Raw genomic sequence first — 26,173 nt, 5'->3', positions numbered from 1 at the left:
GATTGATTGTGATTTATTGTCGTCCTGGCAAAAATCAGTTCGCAAAGGCAAAAGCGCGGTTTTGCCTTTGATTTGACTCGCTGCATCCTGCTGCTCACCGGGCGGCGGCAACGCCGTCCAATCCGGCTATCCTGCCGGATTGAGGCGCTCTATTTTCCGTCGTTAGCCCACAACCATGCCATTGACGGCGGCCATCGGCAGAGGTCTCGGTGCCTTGGCGCGGGCAATCAGATATTCGTGAAGGATCTCCTCTTCGGTAATGGTGGTCGCACGCTTTTCTGTACCCACACGAATACTGCCGGAGGTATTCACCGGTGCTGCATCGCGCAGCCCCTTCGCCCCTTTACGCATGGCAATCGCAGTCAACCCCTTACCCTTGCCGAGCAGCGGGAACTCTTCCCGCTTCACAATACCCATGCGACCATCCGAATCGATAAAGGCAATGGCATCATCTGACGGGCCGAACTCCCGGATACAAAGCAGCTTCGATTTGGCCGGCAGGTTGAGAAACACCTTACCCTTGCGATTGGCAGAAACCATGTCGCTGCCCATCGCCCGGAATGCATGGCCGGCGGTTGTGGCAACAAGGTATTCGGCTTCCGGCCTCACCATCACCAGCCGATTCGGCGCATCATTGATCGAGAAGATGAAATTCTTGGAAACCGGGTCGCCGGCACCTCTGCCGCTGGCAAGATCGGCAGCCAGCATACTGAATGCACGTCCTGTCCTGCCGATCAGTATCAATTGATCGGTGGTATGACCGGCCGCTGAATCGATCAGTGCATCCCCCTCCCTGAACTTCACAGAGGCCACATCAATGCCGGAGCCGCGCATGCCCTTAAGCCAGCCCTGCCTTGAAAGCACCGCCGTAATCGGTTCACGGGATACAATCTGCTCACGGCTCATCGGCCGTGATTTCGGCGCATCCGGTTGCACCTCGGTACGTCTCTCATCACCAAAACGCTTGAGCGTATCCTGCAGCTCGACGGTGATGCGTCCCCAGCGGTGGCCATAATCATCCACCACCTGTCGCAAATCCTCCGCCTCCCGACTCAGTGCATCGTGCTCGCCACGCAGCTTCATCTCTTCGAGCTTGCGCAACTGGGAGAGGCGAATGGCAAGAATCGCATCCACCTGAATGGCTGACAGGGAATATCGCTCCATGATGATCGGTTTCGGCTCATCATGATCGAGAATGATTTCAACAATCTCCCTGATATTCGGGTATGCCAGCAACAGTCCATCGAGAATATGTAAACGGGCCATAATTTCGGCAAGCCGGACCGTCGCACGATTCATCACCAGCTGTTCCCTGTAGTTGAGGAAGGAGTGAATCATCCGATCCAGCGGAAACAGGCTTGGCAGACGATAACGTTCACCATTTGCTCCATCCACCCACTGCTCCAGTGCATAGGTGGCATACTGGATCGTGACCTGCAGATTGGTGGCTGAAAACAGATGCAGCATAATCTGTTCGGGATCGAGATTCTTCGATTTCGGATAGAGAATGATACGAATACCATCCTTGCTCGATTCATCGCGCAAATCATCCAGCATCGGCAACTGGCGCGCTTCGGCGATGGTTTTATCGGAGATGCGCATACCGATATCCACCAGCAATGGCGACTTCTCTACCTCAAACGGTAATTCGGTGACAACAATCTGCCATAGCCCCTTGCCAAGCTGCTCCACGTGCCATCTTGCCCGCAACAGCATGCGGCCATGACCTTTGGCATACATCGCTTCCAGCTCTTCATGGCTGTTGGCAATAATGCCACCACCCGGAAAATCGGGGGCGGTAATATGCTTACGCACCAGGGCAAAATCACCCGGTGACTCAGCCTGACCGCTCTTTTTCCGACGTTTGGCAATGGCAATCGCCGCCCCCAGAAGCTCAGTCAGGTTGTGAGGAGGGATTTCTGATTTAAAGCCCACAGCCGGGTTGCCGGTCGTACCATTCATCATGATCATCGGAAATGGTGCGGGCAGCACCATCGGCTCCTTGTCCTGATCATCATAGTTGGGCTGGTAGGGAGTGATGCCATCCTTAAGATCAGCCGAAAGCATCGCCTCCGCAATCGGCGTCATTTTAGCCTCGGTATATCGCATGGCCGCAGCCGAGTCGCCATCAATCGAGCCCCAGTTACCCTGACCATGGACCAGCGGATAACGCATCGCCCACGGCTGAGCCATGCGCACCATGGCCAGATATACCGAGCTGTCGCCATGCGGATGATATTTACCGATCACGTCACCGACCACGCGGGCGGCTTTTTTTGTACCGGCATTGGCGCGCAGCTTGAGCATCTCCATCGCATAAAGAATACGGCGATGAACAGGTTTCATACCATCGCGCACATCGGGGATGGCACGATCACCGACCACCTTCAGACCATAACCCCGGTAAAGCTCACGAAACACCGTCTCAAACGGTGCAATGCGGTTATTTCCTGACTCATAGGGCTGAAAGCATCCCGCCTCATCCACCTCTTCCGTGACATCACACGGGTCGGCAATAAAACGCGCCTCCTCAATTTCCTTCCCCATCAACAGATCCCGTCGCTGCTCGGCATCATCACCCATCAGCTTGGTCATCAATGAGTCCATGCGATCGAAGTTTCTGGGATCGACCTTCACCAGCACCCTGTTTTCAGGGTCCATACAGGTTTCGGCCAGTTCAGGCGGATCCATCTCACCCAGACCTTTGTAGCGGATGTACTCGATCTTTTTCCCTTCAGCCAGCGCCATCGCTTTCAGCCCGTCCAGCTCTTCATCATCCTGGGCGTACTGGACCTGCTTGCCGATGGTGGCGCGATAGAGAGGCGGCTGCACGATATAGACACGGCCTGCTTCAACCAGAGGACGCATCTGACGCCAGAAAAAGGTGGCCAGCAATGTCTGGATATGGGAGCCGTCAATGTCGGCATCGGTCATAATAATGACTTTGCCATAACGCCGCTTTTCCGGATCACACTGCTCACCGATGCCGCAGCCGATGGCCGTCACCAGATCCGCGATCGCCTCACTGCCAATCGCATCCTCGGCGGTCACCCCTTCGCAATTGAGAATTTTACCCTTGAGCGGAAAAATCGCCTGCAGATCACGATCATTGGCCTGCTTGGCCGAACCGCCGGCAGAATCACCCTCGACCAGATAAAGTTCGGTATGTTCGATATCATTACTGCGGCAATCCTGCAGTTTGCCTGGCAAGGGAGTGCGGCCGGTATAGGTTTTACGATCCACCTTTCTGGCCTTACCGCTCTCAGCCGCTGTACGTGCAGTGGCCCGGTCGATAATCAGTTTGACCCAGGCATCGGAAACCTCCGCATCCCGGTTCAGCCATAGCGAGGCGGAGTCATGAATGACGCCGCCAACAAACTTGCTTGCCTCAGCTGAGGTCAGTCGCTGTTTGGTCTGCCCTTCAAAGGATACATCCTGAATATAAACCGACAGACCGAGCTGGGTATTGGTCATCACATCCGAGGCTGCAATACGGGTGTTTTTACCCAGCGACTTTTTCAGCTCCGGGCGCATTTCAATATATTCACGCACCGCCTTCAGAATGCCGGTTTCAAACCCCTTCTCATGGGTACCACCCCGTGGCGTTGGCACGGTATTCACATAGGAGCGCGTATAAAGAGGGATCGTTTCAACAAAGGCGGCAAAAAACCAGTGGATTTTTTCCATTTCGCCCAGCTGACCGGTAAATTCGAATACCGGCGTATACTCCATGCGGGTACTCATAAATTCAGCCAGACCATTTTTAAAGCAGAAGGATTCGGGCTCCAGCCCCGGTGCCTTGAACACCACCTCAAGACCGGGAATCAGAATCGCCTTGTCCATGGCTTGCTGGCGCAGCTGCTGAACACGGAATTTGGCACGTTCGTAATACTTCGGGTTGGGCGAAAAACGGATGCGGGTACCGTGCGTGCGCGGACCGACATCCCCCACCCGGCGCAACTTTTCAACCGGGCGTCCGTTCTCAAAACGCATGGTGAACTCGCCACCATCCCGCTTGACCGTCGCCTCCAGCCATGATGAGAGCGCATTGGTGACCGTCACACCGACACCGTGTAATCCGCCTGAGACCTTATAGGCCTCGTGGTCAAACTTGCCACCGGCCTTGTCCTTGGTCAGCACCAGCTCAACACCGGACATACCACTGGCATTTTCCTTCACCGGAATACCGCGACCGTTATCACTGATGCTGATCACCGTCTCGGATTCAAGCTCGACAACAATACGGGTACAGAAACCGCCTATGGCCTCATCACCACAGTTATCGAGCACCTCCTGCGCAATATGATGGCAGCCAAGCTCCAGCCCCGTATCGGTGTACATATTGGGCCGTAGCTGAATATGCGCGATACCGTCCAGATCCTTGATCGAATCAATATCGTAACTGCCTTGCTGACTCATAAGCACAATCCCTCTGTCGTATGGTCTTGCGGCATCCACCGTGCGTATAAACGCCCCCCGTGTGGTGCCAGAACAAACCAGCGACGCAACGACCATACACCCTATCCAACATCGGAACAGTGGAAAGATGTATGTTTTGCGTTGCCTTATCCCCTACTGCTAAACGTTATGCTTATTGATTTAACAATGCAAAGTCGAAGTTTTCACTATCCGGCAGCCAGCAGTGCAAGTGGTCGAAAAGAGACTCATCCCATGATGAAACAGATGATTGACAGGCCTTCGCCCATCATCCGGAATGCACGAAAGCACGGCATGCGTCAGCGCTTTCGCACTACGGGTGGCCGTAAAAAATATAGTTGGTGGCGTAATCACTGAACTCGAAATAGACCTTTTTCTCACCGGCATCCGCCTGCATATTCATATTGCTATCGAGAATACCATAACCAAATCGATAGGGACGGGGTGTATCGCCATTGGTACTGATGGCAGTGGAAATCTTGTCGATCTTGATAAACCGTTTCACCAGCTTGTCACCGGCATAAATCTCCAGCACACCATCTGTACCGGTATAATTCTGCACCACGCGACTGATCTTGTTCTGTTGCTCCTGAGTACAACCGCCAATGAGCATCAGTGCCAGCACGGCTGTAAATATCTGAATTCGCATCACCTTCTCCTGGTGGAGTAAACATTTACCAACACATCCACACGGCATGCTGGCCTTATTTCTCCAGTAAATCTCTTATTTCATGACTGAGCACAGCGATCGAAATCGGTTTGGAGAGTATTCGCTCGCCCTGCAATCCATTGCCGACCATAACCGCTCCACCCTTGTTATAACCAGTGGCAAACAGCGCTTTCACATCAGGGTTCGACTGCCGTATCCATGTCAGTACCTCTGCCCCGCCCATGTTCGGCATCACCACATCCAGCAGCAACAAATCGATCTCACCCTGATGCCGGTTGTATACCTCGATGGCCTGAGCGCCATCCATGGCTGTCAAAACACGGTAATGCAACCCTTCCAGCAGCTCCCGGGTCACCTCAAGCACCATCTCGTTATCATCCACCAGCAGGATCGTTTCGCCCTGCCCTTCGACCACCGCATCCCGATGAGACTGAATAGCCGGCTCCTCATCCAGATCCACCAGAGGCAAATAGATTTTCATGGCGGTGCCATGCCCCCCCTCACCCGGCTCGGCAAAAATCCAGCCGCCATGTGTTTTGATGCACCCGTATGCCATCGCCAATCCAAGTCCGGTGCCTTTACCGGCAGGTTTGGTGGTAAAAAACGGTTCAAAAATATGATCGAGATACGCCCTGTCGATACCACAACCATTATCCATCACAGTGATACAGACATAATCGTCAGTAGCAACCACATCCTCAGCGGCAGCACCCGCTATCGGCAATGATTGCCGTGCCATGGTGACCGTAATGCGTGGAGAAGCCACGCCTTCAACAGCATCGCGGGCATTATTGATCAGGTTCATCAACACCTGTTGCAGCTGATTAATATCCCCCCGGATCTTCAAGCCGGACTCTTCAATCGCATGCTCAAGCGTAATATTTTCAGGAATTGAAACGCGATGCAGTTTGATTATCTCTTTCAGAAACGGGGCGACCTGCAAGGTGTTCATATTGACCACGGCCTTGCGCGAAAAGCTGAGCAGCTGCTGAATCATGGCAGCGGCAGAAAAGGATAACGACTCAACATTTTCAATTTTGCCAACGATATCAGGATCTGTGGATTTCTGTTTGATCAGATAGAGGTTACTGATAATCCCGGCCAGCGAGTTATTAAAATCGTGGGCAATACCACCGACCAGCGTCCCTATTGCCTCCATCTTTTGAGCCTGATGAAAGCGATTCTCCATATCCTCATACTCTTTCAAACTCTGCTGCACTCCCACATAATGAGTCAGCTGCCCCTCATCGCCGCGAATCGGCGAAATCGTCAATAGTACCGGATATACACCCCCGTCATGTGTCCTGTTGAGTACGCGCCCCTGCCAGACCTTGCCTTCGCCCAGCTCCGTCCACATGGCCTTGTAAAAAGAGGGATCATGCTCTCCGCTTTCAAGCAGGTTGGCGCTATGCCCGACCGCCTCCGCCTCGCTGTAACCGGAGATGCGACAAAATGCCGGATTCACATATTCAATCACGCCCATACTATCGGTGATCATCACCCCTTCGCCTGCCTGCTCGATCGCCTGCGAAAGTGTTTTCAGTCGTGATTCGGCTCTCTTGCGCTCGGTAATATCCTCCCCGGATGAGATCATACCGGTCACCTGACCATTGTGATCCATCAACAGCTCATGATGAAACGCGAACATTCGCAGCTCACCCGAGCGGGTCATGACTTCATTCTCATGATACTTCAACGCACCGTCTTCACCGCTCATCAGCCGTTTAAAGACATCCCGGACAAGTTCCCGCGATGACGCCGGTACACAGTGGGTGAACCAGTCCTGGCCGAGCAGTTCGCTCTCGTCAAACCCGAGCATCTCCAGCCCTCTTCTGTTCATCAATTTCACGCATCCGTCGGGATTCAGGGCAACCAGCATCACACCGGCCACATCCAGGTAGCGCTGTGCCTGATTGCGCTGCTGGACCAGTTGCAAATAGAGCTCACGTCGCTCCGTGATATCACGGGCAACGGCATAAACCAGCCCGTCTGATGCCGGCACCGATACCCACTCCAGCCAGCGATAACTGCCATTCTTGCAGCGATAACGATTGACAAACTGGAAGATGCGCACGCCATTGGCCAGTGAAGATGAAGCATTGAGCGTCGCCTCCCGGTCATCCGGATGAACAAATTCGATATATGGTCGGCGGCACAGCTCCCCGGCTTCATACCCCAGTATCCGCTGCCATGTATCATTCAATTTTCTGAAGTAACCATCGGTTGTCGCAATACAGGCAAGATCCGGCAGCAGGGCAAAAAATGTTTCCCGCTCCTGCTCAGCCCGTTTAAGATCGGTGATGTCGCGCCATGACGAGCGGCTGCTGATGATATGGCCATGCTCATCCCTGATCGCAGAAGCATTCAGCATCACCTCAATCAGGCGCCCATCTTTGCATTTGACCTGTAACTGCTGATTCACCACTTCACCACAGCTGATAAAGCCTTCAAAGACCCGATGAACATCCTCAAGGCAACGTTCATCGTAGAGCTGAAAAACAGGCTGTCCGACCACCTCCGCCTTTGTGTACCCCAGTTTATCAAGCAACGTCTGATTACAGGTCAGCACACATGCAGTAGCAGCATCCACGGAGGCAAACATATCCGGCGCATTGTCATACAGATCCTGATATTTACTGCCGAGGAGCTCCAGATCCTTCACCTGCGCACGGACCTGCCGCCTGAGAGAGACATTCCACAGAACCGCAAACAGAATGATGACCACCAGTATGGCCGTGACTATCAGAGTTTTTTCTATCAGGGCTGCATATTTAGTCTGGCGGGGATCAATATGACCAAACCATCGGTCATAGATACGGTCATACTCGCCACTGGCCTGCACCAGCACCAGCCCGCGATTCAACTCCGCCAGCAGGTCACTGTTACCTTCATGCACGGCAAAGGCATAGCCCTTGCCGTATGCCTCAAGCGGCTGACCCAACGGCTCGATATTGGCAATGCCCATTTGTTGCAAAAGAATCAGACCGGAAAGTTTGGGAGCAATGACAAAATCATGCTGCCCGTCAGCAAGCAGCCTGAATGCATCGGCGATGGTATCGGTCAGGGTGATTTTATTGGTTAACTGACTGAATCTGACATATTCGTGGGATGAGTCGCCATTCATCACAATGACCTCTTTGGCGCGCAGATCCTCCAGTGAATGAAAACGCTGTTTATCCTGCTTGCGGATAAAGGCGACCGCATGACTGATGATATGTGGACGGCTGAAGTCGAAATATTTATCGCGTTCGACCGAGTAGGCGACCAGTGGCAGGGCATCGATCTCGCCGCGTTCCAGCTTGCCTTTGACCTCGCTCCATGGTCCCACCTGAAAAATCAGCTTCAGGCCCACTTCACGGGCAACCGCCCTGATCAGATCCACCGAATAACCGATAGCATGGCCATCCTGATCGACCATGGCATAGGGCGGATAATCGAGCTCGCTGCCAACCGTGATGGTACGCCCGACATAAGAGGATTGAGCCTCCTCTGCTATCACCACCCCCGCGACCCATAAAAACAGGCTGCCAATCAGCCCGGCGATCATCCGGCTGATCGCTGCAGATCCTCTACAGCGTCGATAGAGCATTCAAACCTCCCTGCCTTCACAACTGAAATATTTTCAGTGATTCCCCTGAAAGCCCGGAAACCAATCCCGTCACACCGGATCGGTCCTCCCCATACCCCAGTCTCGATTTATACATTGGCCACACGGTTACGGCAATCGCTTTCGCCACCGCCTCAGCCCGGACATCATCTGTAACGCATGCGTGTGCCCAGCTTTACCGACATCTGAATCTCATCGGCTGAAAGTTCAGGCGGAAAATAGCAGCCGGTAATATGTGCATCATGCAGACTGGCACCTTCCAGATTGCACGTTCTGAAATCGAGCCCGCGCAGATCAGCCATGCGAAAATAGCTATTGGAAAAATCAAGGTTTTCCGTCAAAAGGCCGCGTAAATGAAGTGCTCTGAAATCGGTCCCCGAGAAGTCAGGCTGAATACCGCGCCTGATCAGTTCATTGGCCTCTTCGATCTTCTCCTCACGCAACAAAACATTGAGCGGATCGTGTTTTACCCTGGGTCTGTTATCCATCGGTCACCACCTGCATGATATTCTGTGAATATCAGGAATGCTCCTGAGTTATCAGACATACATTAGCAAGTTCACGGCCATCGAAAGATGGCGCGGTCTCCCTCCCTGCCTGCAAATCCCCCTCTGATTTTCTGCAGCCGTCAGGGCATATGCCTATTATCATTGCCCCGCCATGACTCACATGCCATATGACCTCCACCTGCAGCAACTCGATGAATTTCTCGTCGAACACAGTTCACTTTGGCAACCTCAGCCGTTCAAAACAGTGCGGCCGGCATGGTGTTTCAGCCATCCTGAGCTCACACAGGCATTGCTCGACCTGGATGACGCGACCCTTTATCATTACGACTCTTGCCAGGATGCATGCATCGCTTTCATCTCAGCCTGGCTGCCACCACTTGCGCAAATCAGCACACTCACTGCCCTGCCCGAATCCGGACAAACTTCCGGGGATCCTGTCCCTGCCCACCTGAACACCGGCATGCCCGGCCGGAAATGGCAGCAAATCAGCGCGCTGTACCGGTCCATGGAAAATCCGCATCAGGCCATCACTGAATGGTGTGGAGGCAAAGGCTATCTTGGACGCCTGCTATCAACGCAGTGGCAACAGCCGGTGACAACGCTTGAGATCGACCTGCAGCTGATCCGGGACGGCATCACACTCGCCACCAAACACAAAACCAGACAGCAGTTCAGGCAGGTGGATGTATGCACGGATGCCTGTGCCCCATACCTGGATCACCACTACCCGGTCGCCTTGCATGCCTGCGGTGACCTGCACCGTGAGCTGGTCAAACGGCTTGCACACAGCCACACAACCGGATTTTCCATCGTTCCCTGCTGCTATCATCTGGGACAGGCACAAAGATACACTCCGCTTAATCACCACCTTCAACTCAACATCAGCAGAGAGGAGCTGCGGCTGGCCGTGAATGAAACCGTGACCGCCCGTCACCATGAGATTGAAAAGCGCGATCAGGATTCAGCATGGAAGCTTGCCTTTCATCAACTGCGACAGTCACTTGTCCCGATGGAGTACAAGCCATTTAAACCGGTACCCAAAGCATGGCTCAATGATGGCTTTGAGTCCTATTGCCGGAAGCTGTCTGCAAGGGAGAAGCTTTACCTGCCTGCTGCCACAGACTTCAGCCACTGGGAGCAAATCGGATATCAGCGCCGGCATGAGGTCGTACGACTGCAATTGTTACGCCACTGTTTTAAACGCGTACTTGAGCTCTGGCTGGTGATGGATATGGCTGTTTACCTGGAAGCGCATGGATATTTCGTCAATATATCCACCTTCTGTGACCGCACATTAACGCCTCGCAATATTCTGCTGCAGGGGGCCGCCCGGCCCTGATCTGTAAGCATTCACAGAACAAAATATCTGACAACGTGAGCTACCGCACATTTTTCAGCCGCGCGAGCAGCAAACATTCACCCATGCGACGACTGATCCTTTTTCCGACCTTTATTCTCTCTGCCCTGTGGCTGCATGGCTGCGCGGCCGTGACCGCTGCCTCAGCCGTACCCGGCTCCCTGGTGGAAATGGCTGCCACCCAGCTTGCCGGCGAAGAACGCAGCTTCCCCTACAGTGCGAACACAATATTGGCTGCCATTCAGTCCAGCCTGCGCACCATGAAGCTGGACGTCGATGTCGTCGAAATTGAGGAACAGGGCTACTCGCTTGCATTTACAGATGAAAATCTGACCGGCAAGATCACACTGAGATCCATGACGCCAAAACTCACCACGATCAACGTCAAGGTACGGCGCACCATGCGGGAAGAGTCGGTTGAGAAATCCATTATCCAGTCAGTGCAAACCGAATTGACCCTCAACAGCAAAAAGAAGAAAAGCTTCCGCTATGCCGGCTACCAGAACCTGAGGGAAAAAGCCGATATCAAAACGGCCCGCGTCGGCTGGTACCGTAAGAGCGCCACCATCGAAACCTGGCGCAATGGCAAATCCGACTGGTTCAGAATGAAACTCCCCTCGGGCAAAACCGCTTACCTGAAAGGAGATCCACTCCAGTTTGCCAGCAATTAGCGAGATGCTGATTGATGGCCATCATGGCAACCATCACTCCGCAAAGAAATAAACGCGGTTTGCCTGCCTGCAGATCGGTCAATGAGGCGTTCGATTTGATCGGCTGCTTTGTACAATCACCCGACACCCGCCCGCTATCATCACCCCTGGCGACTCTTCGAGGCTTCGGCAATATCAGCATGCACCTGTGCCATGTCGACGGCCGCAGCCTGATCGATGACATCTTCAAGCGCATGTTTCGGTAATGCACCGGCCTGTGAAAAAAGAACCACCTGCTCCCGGATGATCATCAGTGTCGGGATTGAGCGGATACCGAAATGCGCAGCCAGTTCCTGCTGCTCCTCCGTGTTTACCTTGCCAAAGCGCACATCTTCACGGTGTTCTGATACCTGCTCAAAAATCGGAGCAAACATTTTGCACGGGCCACACCACGGCGCCCAGAAATCAATCACAGTCATGCCTGTGCCCGATACCTGCTGCTCAAAATTATCCCGGGTCAATTCAATCGTTGCCATAAGCTCTCCTCTGCGTGCCTTGGTAGATAAACGATATTATATTAATCAATCATAATATATCAATACTGAAAACATGACATCATCCCGGGCGACCAGGGACTCACACAGCCTATAAAGGCAAAAGTTTTCATGGATGCACAAGATGATCGGCAGATGGCACGATACTTGTATTCCTGTTCGTAAAGGACGGTCATATCGAATTGAATACATCTTTTCTACTGATCAGAGAGCTGTTCACCCGCTGGAAACAAATGTTTTCAGGCCTGACCGGCACAGCCGGTGACAGCAGCAGAAATATTCACGAGCGCAATAAGGGCGTGCGCTATTTCGCGCTGGTCTTCGTCCCGGCTGCCCTCATATTCGGCGCTGTTGATCTTTGGCTGGGCCATCCACTGGTTGCAGGGCCGCTGCTTGGCTCGGCCATTGCAATCATCGGCTGCCTGCGCCTCTCCCCCACAGACAAGGTATCACGTTGCGAACATGTGATCATGCTCAGCTGTACCACCATTGCACTCGGGCTGATCTGCGATGGCGGCATGATGAACTCAGGCATCTACTGGGTGCTTCTATATCCGTTCCTGGCATTTTTTATCAGCGGCCAGCGACAGGGCTGGTACTGGCTGGCCACTCTGGTTACCAGTACGACGGTACTGGCTATCATGCAGTGGCAATCGCTGATCCATCTGGCTTACAGTGGCCATCACCTCCTTTACGGCTTTACCACATTTTTCTTTTTCGCGCTGATCGCCGCCGGATTAAATCAGTTAAAACATCGCTACGAACGGCTGCTTGAAGTCCAGCTCGGAGAGCAGTCACGTACGGCAATGGGCTACCTGGAACGTCTGGAGTATCTGGCCCTCTACGACGCCCTCACCGATCTGCCCAACCGGAACCTGGCCAGGGATCGTCTGGCTCAGGCTATTGAAGAAGCCCGTCGGGCCTCGGGATCTTTTGCACTCGGCTATCTGGATATCGAACATTTCAGCGAGATTAATACGCTTCTTGGCGAGCATAAATCCGATCAGGTCCTGAAAATGGCCGCCAAACGGCTGAAAAGTATTGTCCGCGGCGTTGATACGGTGGCGCGTCTGGAAGGAGATGAATTTCTGATGATCTGGTCAGGGGTGAACGAAGCCAGCATTCACATTGTCGTCAACAAGACCCAGCAATGTATGGAGGAGCCATTCATCATTGACGGAACAGCGATCAATATCCCTGTTCGTCTCGGGGTGGTCATTTATCCGCAGCACGGTCATTCGGTCAACGACCTGTTACAACATGCACGCACCGTACACCGGCGGGTCAAAACCGAACAGATCCGCTACCTTCTGTATCAATCGGAATGGCACTCGGAAGCACTGCGCCGTGTTCACCTGCTGAGCCGGATGCGCGAAGCCATCGACAACCATGTCATGCAGCTTCACTACCAGCCACAGGTTTCGCTGAAGGATGGAACATTATGCGGTGTCGAAGCGCTCCTGCGCTGGCCCGATGACAGGGAGGGGTATATCTCACCGGCAGAGTTCATTCCGCTGGCGGAGCGATCCAGATTTATTGAAGAGCTCACCTTCATGACCATCGATATGGCGGCCCGGCAGGATCAGCTGTGGCGGCAGGCAGGATTGGATATTCAGATGTCAGTGAACCTTTCCGCCCGCAATCTTATTGACCTGCATCTGCCGGAAAAAATCGGCGCTTGTCTGCAGTATTATGAGCATCAGGCGCATCATTTTATGCTTGAGATCACCGAAAGCGATATCATGACCCACCCGGATCTCGCCCTCTCGGTCATGCAGAGGTTAAGCGACATGGGCATTCGTCTTTCGATTGATGATTTCGGGACCGGCTATTCATCACTGACCTACCTGCGCAAACTGCCCATGAACGAGCTGAAAATTGATCAGTCTTTCATCCGCGATTACATGCGCAACGAAAGCGATCGGAAAATTGTCGCCACCATCTACTCGCTGGCTCATACACTGAATCTGCACGTGGTGGCTGAAGGAGTGGAAGATGCCGATACATGGCAGGCACTCAGCACACTGGGTGTCGATATTGCCCAGGGATATCTAATCAAACGGGCATTGCCGGCGGATGAATTGCTCATATGGGCCCAATCACTGGATAGCGGCAGGTTTCGCCTCTGAACCGGTCGTTCGCCACCGCAGCGCACGGATAAAGGTTAACCGCCCGCAGCAAGACCGAATACAAAGCTCCTGTTGAGCCGCTTTCCGCTACTCCCATGATGACAGCATGTCCTTCTGCACGCCATTCCCATGCACTGTCCTGCCGTTGACAGATAGCAGCATCACAGCTGGCCTGACAGCCCCAAATGGCCAGAGTCATCGCATTAGGAGGGCCGCCACTTAAAACCGTTTCACCGCAAAGAACAGCAAGTGCTTACAGCATTAAGTGGTTGTATTCGCCCTGCGCGTGACTTCCACCCACAGTCCCCATAAACAGAGATGCTGATTTATTGGCCTCGTGGTAAACATCAGTTCGCAAAGGCAAAAACGTGACAAAGAGGCAGGAAGCCGATTGGACAGCCAAAGGCCGCCCGCAGAGCGAGGATGATGCCCGGGTCATTTTGCCTTTGCTTACAAATCAGGCGCTTACGCACTCGATTTGACGCGCTGCATCCTGCAGCTCAGCGGGCGGCGGCAAAGCCGTCCAATCCGGCGATCCTGCCGGATTGTGGCGGGATGTATGGAATCTCCGGCCAGATCAGCACCTCTTCATGCACACTATTTCCGGACTTTCTCTGCGCGTTATTAAAAACAAAGACTATCGCGCGCCGGGAGCACCGGCGTTTACTTCTGCGGTCTGTTGCTGCTTTATAAAGACCTATGAAACAAAGGAATTTTTAATACGATTACCCTGCCCAAATGTCCGGGAAGATTGACCAGCCGGCCTACACCTGCTATTCATTCACCGCTCAATAAGCCCACACTTCATCATTTTTATGCAGAACTACTCCCGGCTTCGACCCCCGCTGCCTCCGGGCAAGCACCATGACCGGGAACTCTGTACCAGCGTAACCACTGAAGATGAATGTGAATACCGGCTTCGCGAGTGGCATTGAGGGAGGGATAAGGTTTATGAGGTCGACGCATGCACTCATGATCACAGCTGCATTACTTACAACAGGAGCTCTGCTGACGATTCAGCCGCAGATAAGCTGTGTGAGTGTGGCCAGCGCTGCAGAGGTCGGGCAAACCATGAAATTGCTCAAACCGGCCAAATTGCATGTAAAAGCCTCGGGCCCATCCAAGGTACTGGAAATCGTCTGGACCGATGCAACCGGCCAGTTGCTTGATCAGCAGGGTGAATGGATCCAGTTGCGCATGGAAAAGAACGGCCGTACCGGCTGGATTCACCAGAGCTATCTGAAAGCGGTATCCATGCCAGCAACGACCAGAGAGGCCTCCCCGCCTGCAGTCTCCCCATCTGCGCCACCAACAAGCGAGGTGGTGCAACCTCTCAACGGACCGCAACTCAAGCTGCGCAGAGCATCAAAGCTGCATGCGGAAGCTTCCGGCTCATCCAGGGCGATTGAAAAAGTCGAAAAGAACGAGGTTGTCACCTGGCTGGATAAACAGGATGTCTGGGTCAGGGTTGCGGTCAACAGCACGGGTCATCCCGGCTGGATTCACCAGTCTGATCTCGCCCCGGCCAGTATGGCTGTCGCCACACCGGCAGAAACCGTGGCTACACCGGCTGCAACCAGCTCGGCTCCGGGAACTGCCTCAACACCGGAGGCTGTCGCATCTGAAGCCACTGCCCCTGACACAATCGCTATCGATACCGGTATGGCAGCCACAGATCCTGCCACAGCCACCGCTCCCGCCATGGACATGGGTAACTGGCAGCCACCGGCCCGTACCCCCCATAAGAGCTCTTATTGGGGACTTGCCATGTGGGGCGTTGGCTCCGTGGTCATTCTGGCTGCACTGTTCTGGCTGCTGCAGATGAGAAGGCGGAAAGCTGATGCAGCAGTTGCAAGCAGTGAGGAAGCCAAACAGGCATCATAATACCGCGCGATCAACTTCTCACCTATGACCGGATATTGACCGGGTAACGCTTGCAGGAGTGCCCTGTGCCGGTAAAACATGGCCGGAGATCACTGATCAATTCACTTTGGAGATGCTGATGAGTTGCCAGCCCGCGACTCACCAGCATCCGGCTGAAAATATGCGTTACAGTGGCTGCGTCTGTCGACTGCCACCCTCTTCTTCTTCGGGCAGTACCCATCCTGCACGCGGATAATGGCAGGTGTAACCGCCCGGATATCGCAACAGGTAATCCTGATGCTCGGCTTCCGCCTCCCAAAAAGCCCCAGCCGGGGCTACTTCCGTCACAATGCTTGCGGGCCAAATGTGGCTGGCCTCTATCTCGGTGATAAGGTTGAGGGCGACCTGCTTCTGCTCCTCACTGACATAATAGATGGCCGAACGATACGATAATCCCTGATCGTTCCCCTGCCGGTTCAGGGTAGTGGGATCATGAATGCGGAAAAAGAACAGCAGCAGGCTGCGATATGAAATCACTTCAGGATCAAAGATCACTTCAATGGCTTCGGCATGGCTGCCATGGTGGCGATAGGTGGCATATTGCACATCGCCACCGGAATAACCGACACGGGTGCTAACCACTCCTGCCAGCTTGCGAATCAAATCCTGCATCCCCCAGAAACAACCACCGGCGAGAATCGCACGCTCATGTTTCATTCAGCCCTCCTCTACCTGATCAAGCCAGGCGGCATATCCCTCCGCCTCCATCTGATCCCGATGAATAAAGCGAAGTGCTGCTGAATTGATGCAGTACCGCAGCCCGCCATGCTCTTGCGGTCCGTCAGGAAATACGTGACCAAGGTGACTGTCACCATCCCGGCTGCGCACCTCAACACGCAACATGCCATGACTGCGATCCTGCAACTCAAGCACATGCGCCGGTTCAACAGGCCTGGTAAAGCTCGGCCAGCCACAGCCCGAGTCAAACTTGTCGGATGAGACAAACAGTGGTTCACCGGAGACAATATCGACATAGAGGCCCGGCTCGCTGTTGCGCAGGTATTCACCCGTACCGGGATATTCCGTACCATTTTCCTGTGTCACCCGATACTGCTCGGGCGTCAGGCGGGCAATGGCGTTCGCTGATTTCTGATATTTCATAAGCAGGGATCATCCTATAACAGGTCACGCCGTGTCCAGAACAGCAATGTGTGCTCCTCAATCACGACACATGTTGGTGACCTGATCTGTCCATTCCGCCCCGGATGTAAGGGATGTGGAGCAGGCCCATGCAATACGCCTGAACTTGTCTATAATGCCGGCGGAAATTCAATCGCCCCGACTCAGAGAGGAAAATCAGATGCCAGATGACAGAAACCTTGAAGGTATCAAGCCAAGGTCTGAACAATCCCATATTGAAATAGTATTTGAAGATGGCTTGTGGTTCGGTCGCTGGATGGTACTGATTGCTGTGATGGGGGGAATGCTGACAGCAACAGGTATGTTTATCATCGGTTCGGTCGATGTATTTCATGTTGCCGAGATGGTACTGGAGTATCCCGCAATACAGGAGCATGAGGCCAGAGGTATCATGCGGGCCAATCTGGTTGGGCATATTGTTGAAGTGATTGACGGATTCCTGCTGGCCATCGTGTTACTCATCTTTTCATATGGCATCTATGAGTTGTATGTCAGCCGCATTGACCGGGCCTACTCCAAAGGCAGTGCTTTTAAACATATGCTTTCCATTTCCAGTCTGGATGATCTGAAAGCCCGCCTGGGTAAAGTGATTTTGATGATTCTGGTTGTAAAGTTTTTTGAGATGGCGATTAGCATTGAGTTTCACACGATTGACGATTTGTTGAAGTTCTCCCTTGGCGTCATTCTTATCGGCACGGTGATTTTCGCCGCACAACTGGTCGACCACAAAGTGCATGGTAAATAAATAGCCTCCTGCGTACTGAGGGAACCGCGGATGAGTCCGGTGATGCCATGCGGGCCATGGACGGCTTTGCCGCCGCCCGGTGAGCAGCAGGATGCAGCAAGTCACATCAAACGCGCCAATGTTTGATGTGTATGCAAAGGCAAAACAGCGCTTTTGCCTTTGCGAACTGATGTTTGCCAGGGGGGCAATAAATCAGCATCGCCCTAAAACAGGCTTGCGTACATCAACGATACAGGCATAAAAAAGCCCCCTGTTTTGGCAGGGGGCTTTATTCATATGTCCGGTCTGATTAAAGATCAGCCCTGATTACGTTCAAACTCCTGCATCCAGGCAACCAGCAGATCCACACCCTCTTCCGGCATGGCGTTATAAATGCTTGCACGCATTCCACCAACGGAACGGTGACCTTTCAGTGTCACCAGACCGCGTTCGGAGGCGCCTTTGAGGAAGGCTGCATCCAGCTCCGGATTGGCCAGCGTAAATGGCACGTTCATCCATGAACGGGCATGAATGGCCACCGGATTGGCGTAGAAGTCACTGGCATCAATAGCAGCATAGAGTTTTTCCGCCTTACGCTTGTTGATCGCGGCCATGCCTTCAAGACCACCAAGCTCCTTCAGCCATTCGAATACAAGCCCGGCCACATACCAGCTGTAGGTCGCCGGGGTATTGTACATCGACTCGTTTTCGGCATGGGTAGCGTAGTCGAACATGGTTGGCGTACCGGCAGAGGCCTTACCAATCAAATCCTCACGAATAATCACAATGGTGAGTCCCGCCGGGCCGATATTCTTCTGTGCGCCAGCGTAGATCATGCCAAATCTGGATACATCAATCGGGCGAGAGAGAATGGTCGAGGACATATCTGCAATGAGAGGCACATCGCCGGTATCCGGAATATAGTCGAACTCAACACCACCGATGGTCTCATTCGGTGTATAGTGCACATAGGCAGCATCGGGATTGAGCTTCAACTGATCCTGACTCGGCACAGTGGTAAAACCGCTGTCAGAGGTGTCGGCAGCGATATTGACCGTAATATAACGCTTCGCCTCGGAAATCGCTTTTTTCGACCACATACCGGTGTTGATATAATCGGCACTCTGCTTGTCACCCACCAGATTCATCGGGATCATGGCGAATTGCGAAGAGGCTCCACCCTGCAGAAAAAGAACCTTATAGTTATCAGGGATTGCCATCACATCGCGCAGGTCGGCTTCCGCCCTGGCCGCAATCGACATATACTCCTTGCCACGATGGCTCATCTCCATGACGGACATTCCCGACCCGTTCCAGTCAAGCATCTCAGCTTGCGCGCGCTCGATCACGCTAGTCGGCAACATTGCCGGCCCTGCACTAAAGTTAAACTTTCTAGCCATGGTTAATATTCCTTTTCCCGGGTAATTTCTGGGCACAGACGATCTGCGCCCCCGCCAGTTTTTCGAACGCGAACAAGATACCCCCGCAATGCCGATTCCTCAATGAGCGAATACAGACAGCCATCGCCTGTACAGTTCTGCGAGCAAAATCAGCTGAAAAAACGGACGAAAACATCATGCCCGGCTATGATGCATGCTGCTGCGGCAAGAACCACCTTTTCTATCCTGGCTGCGATACTTTGGCCGCTCTTGCTGATACTTCATCATCGCTGTTATCCTGTGGCGGAACAGGGAGACAAGCAGGGTTCTCTCCAGCAGGGCTGCGAAAAGACGGTCCCCCTTGTACCCATGGACGGGTGGGCAAATCAAACGATTGGCTTATGCTCTCACTTCTCATATCCGGAGCGTTGAATGGCCCTGAAGACATTGCATTGACGACAATTAGAAGGATTGGTCACCCCCATTGAATGCCCCAGCGAATATGAAAGAAGCCATGCCATCCCCGGCGTTGACACGTTCTCAGCAGAGCCCTGAATATGTCGAAACCCTCATTATCGGCACCGGTTTTTCCGGGCTGCTGGCAGCCGTCCGGCTACAGAAAAAGAAGTTCAATGATTTCCTGCTGCTGGAGAGGAGCCCGGAGCTTGGCGGCACCTGGCAGATCAACTCCTATCCCGGTGCCGAGGTGGATGTGCCAACCGGCCTCTACTCGATCTCCTTTATTCCCTTTCCGTTCCGTAAAACCTTTTCGCCGCAAAGCGAGCTGCTGGAATACACCAATCACATCATCGAAAAGTTCGGGCTGCGCAAACATGCAAGAACGAATCAGACCGTCAGCAGCGTCAGTTATGACGAGAGCAATTACCTGTGGCACATCGAGACCGAATCAGGCGACCGCTATACGGCAAGATTTGTCATTGATGCCAGCGGTGTGCTGGCAAATCCGCATATTCCCCATATTCCGGGGGCTGCGAGTTTCAATGGCCCGATCTTCCACGCCGGTCACTGGGATCATACGGTGGATTACGCCGGCAAGCGCGTCGGTGTGATCGGCTCGGGCTGCTCAGGAGCCCAGATCGTGCCGGCCATGGCAGACAAGGTTTCCCGGCTCACCCTGTTTATGGGCAGGGCGCAGTGGATTCTGCCGCGCACAGATCGCCAGTTCAGCGCTATTGAGCGTTATCTGCGAACTCTACCGGGAATCCGGCACCTGATTCGCCTGGCGATCTTTATCTTCTACGATATCCGCTTTGTCGCCTTCCGCCACTATCCGCTGATTTCGGCCATCACGGCGCCGGTGAAAAGAGGGTACCTGAAAAAGCTGAAAAAGCAGCTTGAGACATACATCGATGACGACAGGCTGCGCGCGCACATGACCCCCGATTATGCTTTCGGCAGCCGGCGTCTGATCCTGAGTAATCAATATGTGCCGGCGCTGGGTCGCGACAATGTTGATGTCGAGATCGGCGGTATCGAATGCATCACGCCCACAGGTATCAGGACAAAGGACGGCAAGGATATTGCGCTCGATATCATCGTTTACGCCACCGGTTACTATGCCTATTCGGATATGAAACGGGCACTGACCTTTCAGGTTTACGGTCTGGGAGGCCGCAACCTTAACAGCGAATGGGAGCAGGAGATCGTCTCCTACAAGGGCATGACCGTTTCCGGTTATCCCAACTATTTCAAGGTGAACGGCCCGAATACCGGCTCCGGTCACAGCTCGCAGATCTCCTATATGGAGGCCGCGACCGGCTACATCGTGCAGGCCATTGCGGCTGTGAAACGCGACCCGGGCATCAGGGCCATCGATGCCAGAGCCGATCTGCAGGCGGCCTATGTCGCCAACATGCGCGCGAAAATGCAAAAGACCGTCTGGCAGAATGCAACCTGCTCGGCCTTTTACCGGCGAAACATGACCGAAGAGGTGACCAGCCTGTCACCTGAGCCGGTGACAGAATTTATCTTTTCACGGAAGTGGTTCCGTTTGAGTGACTATCATCTATTGAAGTAATCGCAGGGCGGATATCATGATATCCGCCCTGCCCATATCCTGCCTCTGTCAACCGAACTGTCTGATAAACGGCGGCAGACCGGATTGTTTCCTGTTCATGATCTGATCGATAAAGCCAGGCTGTTTCGCCCTGGGTTGCTCGGCTTTGATGACTGTGGCAGCGGTAACCGCTCTGGCGGAATCCTGAAGATCAGCCAGCTGCCCCATAGTCCGCCGCATATTCAGGCTCAGCGAACGCGAAATCGCCAGCATCAGGGCTGTACCGACACGCGGACGTCTTTCCAGAATATATTCGAAGCGCTCGCGCGTCATCACCAGCAACGTGCATTCACTGCAGGTTACAACGGTGGCGGAACGCGGGAAATGGTCGAGCAGGGACATCTCGCCAATGGTACGACCACGACTCAACGTCAAAACGGAGACAGATTTTCCGCTTCGTGTTTGTTTGAATGCCTCCAGCTTGCCGGACACAACAAAACACATGTAACCGCTTTCATCGCCCTCGGAAAACAACCGTTTGCCGGCCGCCAGGCGAACGACTTTCATCTCCTCAGCTATCATTGCAACCTGCGTATTATCGATCCGGTCAAATAACGGTATAGCCCCTGTCATTTCAATGATCTCGTCAATCCGCTCCTTGTGATGATTCATCGAAGCCGACTGCACCGCATTGGCGCACTGCTGCAGCCCGTCAACACCTTTCGCGTTTCCACTCTGTTGCATATCAACTCCTTTTAATTCACATCCTTGAAGAGGATAAATGCAAGCAGTCAGCCAAACGAAAGAAGAAACAAAATCGTTTAATATTAAATAGTTAATAATTTCACCTGCAAACGAACACTTAAGAACGGGCAATAATTACCGGTTCTCTTTGCAATAACTTCCCCCCTTCAACCGGAAAACATAATGCCCGCAGGGCTCTCCCCCTCTTACGGCAGGTGGGCGTCATGTGTCGATATGAGCTCAGGCACAGGCAGTTCCCCCGCCTGTCATCAGTTGATAAGGGCTTCAGCCCTGGCATTTCAGAGAGCCGGTCACCCTTGCCGCCATTTGTAACAGTGACGGCAAAGAACCCTGTCTGTCAGATAACCAGGAGTCTGTCGGACTTAACTCAAATCTACTGCGCGGCAGGGATAGCGGCCCAAAATGCCCCAGGCTTTTGTCGCATAGTCACCACTATGCTCATCAATCCCGGAACATTTTTTCTTGCAGACATTGCTATCGCGCCATTTGAAGTCATGCCATGGCTTCAACGGCTTGCTCCTGCTCGCTACGGATTGCTTAAGTACGACAGGCTCCCAGGAATGTGATTATCGAGATGCTGATTGATTGTTCCCCTGGCAGACATCAGCAGCCGGCATGGCAAAAGCGTCCCATCCGGGCTTTCCTGCCGGAGTTGTGGTGTCCGTTGATGGCCTGCACAGAAGCACTGAATCAATCAGAGCTGCTCAGTGATCAAGCTCGCTGCGAATCAGGCGACTGAGTGCTTCTATCGTAAACGGCTTAGCCAGGACAATCTCGCCTTCCACATCATGGCGCACTTCAGCATCATAGCCCGTAAAGAAAATGATTTTCGCATCCGGATCAACCATGCGCATGGCTTGTGCGGCTTCTACCCCTCCCACCGATGGCATCACCAGGTCCATGATAACCAGGTCGATAGATGATGGCTGCCCGGAGAACAGCTCAATGGCCTCCCTGCCATCGATAGCCACCTGTACGGTGTAACCGATCATTTCCAGCAACTCCCTGACGGGCTCAACAATGTCCCGCTGGTTATCCACCAGCAGAATCTTTTCCCCCTGCCCGGTCATCACCGGCTCTGCGAAGACTGGCCCGGCAGAAACCTCATCCGCAGCCTGTACCAGTGGCACATAAATGTGGAAGGTCGCACCGCCTTCTGCATTATTTTCGGCTTCGACAAACCCTCGATGCATTTTTATTGCACCGTACACCATGGCCAGGCCGAGCCCCGTGCCCTTACCCGACTGCTTGGTCGTAAAAAATGGCTCGAACAGATGCTGCATCTGATCTTCCTTAATACCACAGCCGTTATCCGCCACGCTGACATGCGCATAGGTACCACATCTGAAATATGGATGTGCTGCCATCCAGCTATCGTCAGCGGTAAATGACTCCATGCTGACAGTGATGCGCGGGGCATTTACGCCATCGACCGCATCACGTGCATTGTTGATCAGGTTCATCAACACCTGATGAATCTGAGTGGCATCACCAACCACACGAAGCATCTCCTTGCACGGATGTTGGCGGAAATCGATATTATCCGGCAATATCGGACCAAGAAAGCGTAAGGTCTCCTTCACAAGCGAGGAGAACAGCAACGGCTTCATCGCGACATCGCCCTTGCGGGCAAAAGAGAGCATCTGACGAATCATGTCGGCGGCACGAAATGAGATTTTCTCGACATCGGCAATTTTCTTTTCCACATCGGGCAGGCCTTTTACCTTCTGCCTGGCCATATAGAGGTTGCAGGTCATACCTGCCAGCATGTTGTTAAAATCATGGGCAATACCACCAACCAGTGTACCGAGCGCATCCATTTTCTGCGCCTGATAAAAGCGGTTTTCCATATCCACCAGTTTGCTCAGATCAGAATGGATGGAAACGATATGAGGGTAGGCATCTACAATACCCGATTGATCCAGAACCGGAGAAACCGTCATCATGGCAGGATAAAAGCTGCCATCTCTCTTCATCTGGTTAATCCTGCCATACCAACTCTCACCATGCATGATGGTATCCAGGATCTCTTTGTTGAATCCGCCATGGCGACTTTCCGGATCCAGATGGCGGGCCATCTGCCCGACAACATCTTCACTCGCGAATCCGGTCAATGCAGTAAATGCAGGATTCACGTATTCGATCACCCCCCTGCGATCAGAAATCATGACCGACTCTCCCGCATGTTCAACCGCCTGCAGCAGCAGCATGGCCTTGGACTCCGCCTTTTTACGCAGTTCCAGCTCTTCGCTGAGCAACCTGTTCTTTCCCTCCAGCTCAATCAACTTGTCTTCCAGTTTGTGAATCAGTCGCTCGTTATAGAGCTTGAGATACTCGGCATTGTCATCAATCTCACAGACAGCAACCTGCCGTGCCCCCTCATGCCACTCAGCCAGCACGGATTTCACCTCATTCAACAAAACCTTTGGTGTCGCAGGCTTGAGCAAAAAGCGAACAGCACCCAGTGCGAGAGAAAACCGCTCATCCTCTTTGGCAGTATAGGTAGCGGTATAAACAATAAACGGAATATGTTTCCAAACAGGATGACGCTTGCATTCGTGGCAAAGCTGATACCCATCCATCTCAGGCATCAGAATATCTGAAATAATCAGGTCGAACGCAGAGAGCTCCAGACACTTTAATGCCTCCACGCCATTCGTCGCCTGGCATACCTGGTACCCCGCCTTTTCCAGCATAAAGCGCAAAAGAAAGAGATTTGCCTCAATATCATCGACGATCAGAATCCGTTTCTTCGCATCTTGTGTCATTGGCTGTATCCTTGTCATGAAATCAATCCCCATAAACACAAGCACTTACCATGCCACTAACATCAAAAAATCGGTGAGCCAACCGCGATAATAAAACTAACAGCAAGGCAGCAGATGTCCCCTCGCATGGCTATGGCTTACGCTTCAATCGCAAGCCATAGCCATGGCAGACGTGCCTGTCATCTATGATTTATTTCTATGGCACAGGCGTACCAGAAAATGACCATGTTTACACCCGGACCAACATCAAATCGCAAAGAAAACATCAATGTTTTCCCTTTACTTAGCGATCAACCGCAATAGTTTCTGAAAGTGCTGAGAATCATATATGCCTCTCTCCTGCCGCCGCCGTTGCTGCGCATCCGGTTCATACAAAGGACCGCATGCATCCGATGGCACCATTGCTGCTTATGACATGAAAACAGTAAGGAGTACTCGATGAATTCGGCAAACCTCATGCAAAAAAAGCTGCCGGCGCTGCTTGCCAAAGAATTGCCGGGCATTGAGCCAAGTATCCTCCAGCAGGTAGCTGATGTGATCATCGGGCGACAGATCAGTTGCAGCATAGACCAGTTGGTAACATCACTGCTGGCATCCAATATTGGTGTTGGACAGCTGGTGGCAGCCTTGCTCCGCTGCGAGTGGATCAGCGTTCAGCAACTGATAGCGACACACGGTAGTGAGGAATCCGATGCACGTCAGGTCGAGCGTTTTTCCCGCTCGATCGAGCATTTCAACAGTTTGCAGGAAGCCATCATCACGGCAGCAGATCGAAACTGGCGGGAAAGCATGGACGTGGAGTCGCGCGATGAAGAGCTGGAGGACTGCCATCATGAATGGCTGCAGAGCGGCCGGGTTTATCTGCATAACTACTTCGAGGAAATGCCGGTTTCCACCCGTGCCCGATTTATCGAATACAGTGATGGTATCCTTTGGATGGAGGCAAACGACAACCTTGCCAGAGTCTTTTGTGTCTCACCTCGCATGAACAGCGCCCTGATCTCAACCCCTGATCGCATGTATAACTTTCATGTACGTGCCCAGCGCTTCGAACAGGGGCGCGTCGGAGCCAGAATCGGTGCCATTGAACGGGCCGAACGTGAACGCCGACGCGATTTACGTGTCCGCCTCGATACACCGCTCAAGGTCGTACTAAAGACCGAAATCCATCAATTACAGGCTGAAATTATCGATATCTCCTGCGGTGGCATCGGAATTCGAATACGCGGCAGCAAACTGGTTACGGATAGCGCTGTTTTATGCAGTTTCGGAATAACCGGCAATGTTCATTTTGATGATCTGGCCGGGCTGGTCTGCTGGGAGTCTGTTACCGGCGCCTGGTTCAGGGCTGGTATCGAGCTAAAATCCGATAGCTCCCAGCGACAGGCGCTCTATCGCCAGGTCTTTGCCGAGGAACAGAAGATTATTAAACGCTTGCGCTTGTTCGATATGCCATGGTGGATGAAGGAAGGCACAGATGAACCAGCCCCCGGATCATAAGCAGAGTCTCTTTCCCCTGAGGCGTTCTGACCCCCCTCCTTTAT

16 protein-coding genes and 1 pseudogene are annotated in these 26,173 nt (G+C 53.1%); 7 read left to right on the top strand and 10 right to left on the bottom strand.

Annotated elements, in window-relative coordinates:
- Positions 1 to 162: 162 nt before the first annotated feature.
- From parC to FEF65_RS06235, 4 genes are all read right to left on the bottom strand, one after another.
- Positions 163 to 4,419, bottom strand: coding sequence for a DNA topoisomerase IV subunit A (gene parC / locus FEF65_RS06250; protein WP_138238951.1), 4,257 nt, complete (start codon positions 4,417 to 4,419; stop codon positions 163 to 165).
- Positions 4,420 to 4,750: 331 nt separating this feature from the next.
- Positions 4,751 to 5,086, bottom strand: coding sequence for a hypothetical protein (locus FEF65_RS06245; protein ID WP_202978239.1), 336 nt, complete (start codon positions 5,084 to 5,086; stop codon positions 4,751 to 4,753).
- Positions 5,087 to 5,141: 55 nt separating this feature from the next.
- Positions 5,142 to 8,696 (bottom strand): PAS domain S-box protein, encoded by a 3,555-nt coding sequence (locus tag FEF65_RS06240; RefSeq protein ID WP_138238950.1) that lies wholly within the window; start codon positions 8,694 to 8,696, stop codon positions 5,142 to 5,144.
- Between the two features lie 164 nt (positions 8,697 to 8,860).
- Positions 8,861 to 9,202: a pentapeptide repeat-containing protein gene (locus tag FEF65_RS06235; protein ID WP_138238949.1), complete on the bottom strand. Its 342-nt coding sequence runs from the start codon at positions 9,200 to 9,202 to the stop codon at positions 8,861 to 8,863.
- A 172-nt stretch (positions 9,203 to 9,374) separates the two neighbouring features.
- Between FEF65_RS06235 and FEF65_RS06230 the strand changes: the two genes are divergently transcribed.
- Together FEF65_RS06230 and FEF65_RS06225 are read left to right on the top strand one after the other, a co-directional pair.
- Entirely contained in the window at positions 9,375 to 10,562 is a 1,188-nt protein-coding gene (locus FEF65_RS06230) for a methyltransferase (RefSeq protein ID WP_138238948.1), read from the top strand.
- 83 nt (positions 10,563 to 10,645) lie between these two features.
- Positions 10,646 to 11,251, top strand: coding sequence for a DUF3568 family protein (locus FEF65_RS06225; protein WP_138238947.1), 606 nt, complete (start codon positions 10,646 to 10,648; stop codon positions 11,249 to 11,251).
- Between the two features lie 140 nt (positions 11,252 to 11,391).
- Here the strand turns inward: FEF65_RS06225 and trxA are convergent.
- Positions 11,392 to 11,775 (bottom strand): annotated as a pseudogene (trxA, locus tag FEF65_RS06220) (thioredoxin); the annotation flags it as partial.
- Between the two features lie 191 nt (positions 11,776 to 11,966).
- On the opposite strand from trxA, the gene FEF65_RS06215 reads away from it, so the two are divergent.
- Positions 11,967 to 13,913: a putative bifunctional diguanylate cyclase/phosphodiesterase gene (locus FEF65_RS06215; protein ID WP_138238945.1), complete on the top strand. Its 1,947-nt coding sequence runs from the start codon at positions 11,967 to 11,969 to the stop codon at positions 13,911 to 13,913.
- A 1,035-nt stretch (positions 13,914 to 14,948) separates the two neighbouring features.
- Positions 14,949 to 15,797 carry an SH3 domain-containing protein gene (locus FEF65_RS06210; protein ID WP_176582340.1) on the top strand — a complete coding sequence of 283 codons (849 nt, stop codon included), beginning with the start codon at positions 14,949 to 14,951 and terminating at the stop codon, positions 15,795 to 15,797.
- Between the two features lie 165 nt (positions 15,798 to 15,962).
- On the opposite strand, the gene msrA is transcribed toward FEF65_RS06210, so the two are convergent.
- On the bottom strand, positions 15,963 to 16,493 hold the full coding sequence (gene msrA, locus FEF65_RS06205) for a peptide-methionine (S)-S-oxide reductase MsrA (protein ID WP_138238943.1): 531 nt from the start codon (positions 16,491 to 16,493) through the stop codon (positions 15,963 to 15,965).
- On the bottom strand, positions 16,494 to 16,937 hold the full coding sequence (msrB, locus tag FEF65_RS06200) for a peptide-methionine (R)-S-oxide reductase MsrB (RefSeq protein WP_138238942.1): 444 nt from the start codon (positions 16,935 to 16,937) through the stop codon (positions 16,494 to 16,496).
- Positions 16,938 to 17,136: 199 nt separating this feature from the next.
- On the opposite strand from msrB, the gene FEF65_RS06195 reads away from it, so the two are divergent.
- On the top strand, positions 17,137 to 17,721 hold the full coding sequence (locus FEF65_RS06195) for a YqhA family protein (protein WP_138238941.1): 585 nt from the start codon (positions 17,137 to 17,139) through the stop codon (positions 17,719 to 17,721).
- A gap of 296 nt (positions 17,722 to 18,017) precedes the next feature.
- Here FEF65_RS06195 and serC read toward each other — a convergent pair whose 3' ends face one another.
- On the bottom strand, positions 18,018 to 19,100 hold the full coding sequence (gene serC, locus FEF65_RS06190; protein ID WP_138238940.1) for a 3-phosphoserine/phosphohydroxythreonine transaminase: 1,083 nt from the start codon (positions 19,098 to 19,100) through the stop codon (positions 18,018 to 18,020).
- Between the two features lie 481 nt (positions 19,101 to 19,581).
- Between serC and FEF65_RS06185 the strand changes: the two genes are divergently transcribed.
- The gene (locus tag FEF65_RS06185; RefSeq protein ID WP_238701222.1) at positions 19,582 to 21,117 is read left to right on the top strand and encodes a flavin-containing monooxygenase; all 1,536 of its coding nucleotides are present in this window, start codon (positions 19,582 to 19,584) and stop codon (positions 21,115 to 21,117) included.
- A 48-nt stretch (positions 21,118 to 21,165) separates the two neighbouring features.
- Here the strand turns inward: FEF65_RS06185 and FEF65_RS06180 are convergent, their stop codons facing one another.
- A complete protein-coding gene (locus tag FEF65_RS06180) occupies positions 21,166 to 21,840 on the bottom strand; it encodes a Crp/Fnr family transcriptional regulator (protein WP_138238939.1) in 675 nt (224 codons plus the stop codon).
- 725 nt (positions 21,841 to 22,565) lie between these two features.
- Positions 22,566 to 24,629, bottom strand: a complete 2,064-nt coding sequence (locus FEF65_RS06175) for a response regulator (RefSeq protein ID WP_161595189.1) — start codon at positions 24,627 to 24,629, stop codon at positions 22,566 to 22,568.
- Positions 24,630 to 25,067: 438 nt separating this feature from the next.
- On the opposite strand from FEF65_RS06175, the gene FEF65_RS06170 reads away from it, so the two are divergent.
- Positions 25,068 to 26,129 carry a PilZ domain-containing protein gene (locus FEF65_RS06170; protein WP_138238937.1) on the top strand — a complete coding sequence of 354 codons (1,062 nt, stop codon included), beginning with the start codon at positions 25,068 to 25,070 and terminating at the stop codon, positions 26,127 to 26,129.
- The last annotated feature ends 44 nt before the right edge of the window (positions 26,130 to 26,173 follow it).

The organism is Mariprofundus erugo (assembly GCF_005818865.1).
Taxonomy (GTDB): Bacteria; Pseudomonadota; Zetaproteobacteria; order Mariprofundales; family Mariprofundaceae; genus Mariprofundus; species Mariprofundus erugo.
The sequence above is the reverse complement of the archived record's forward strand: the minus strand, read 5'-3'. Positions and strand labels throughout refer to the sequence as shown.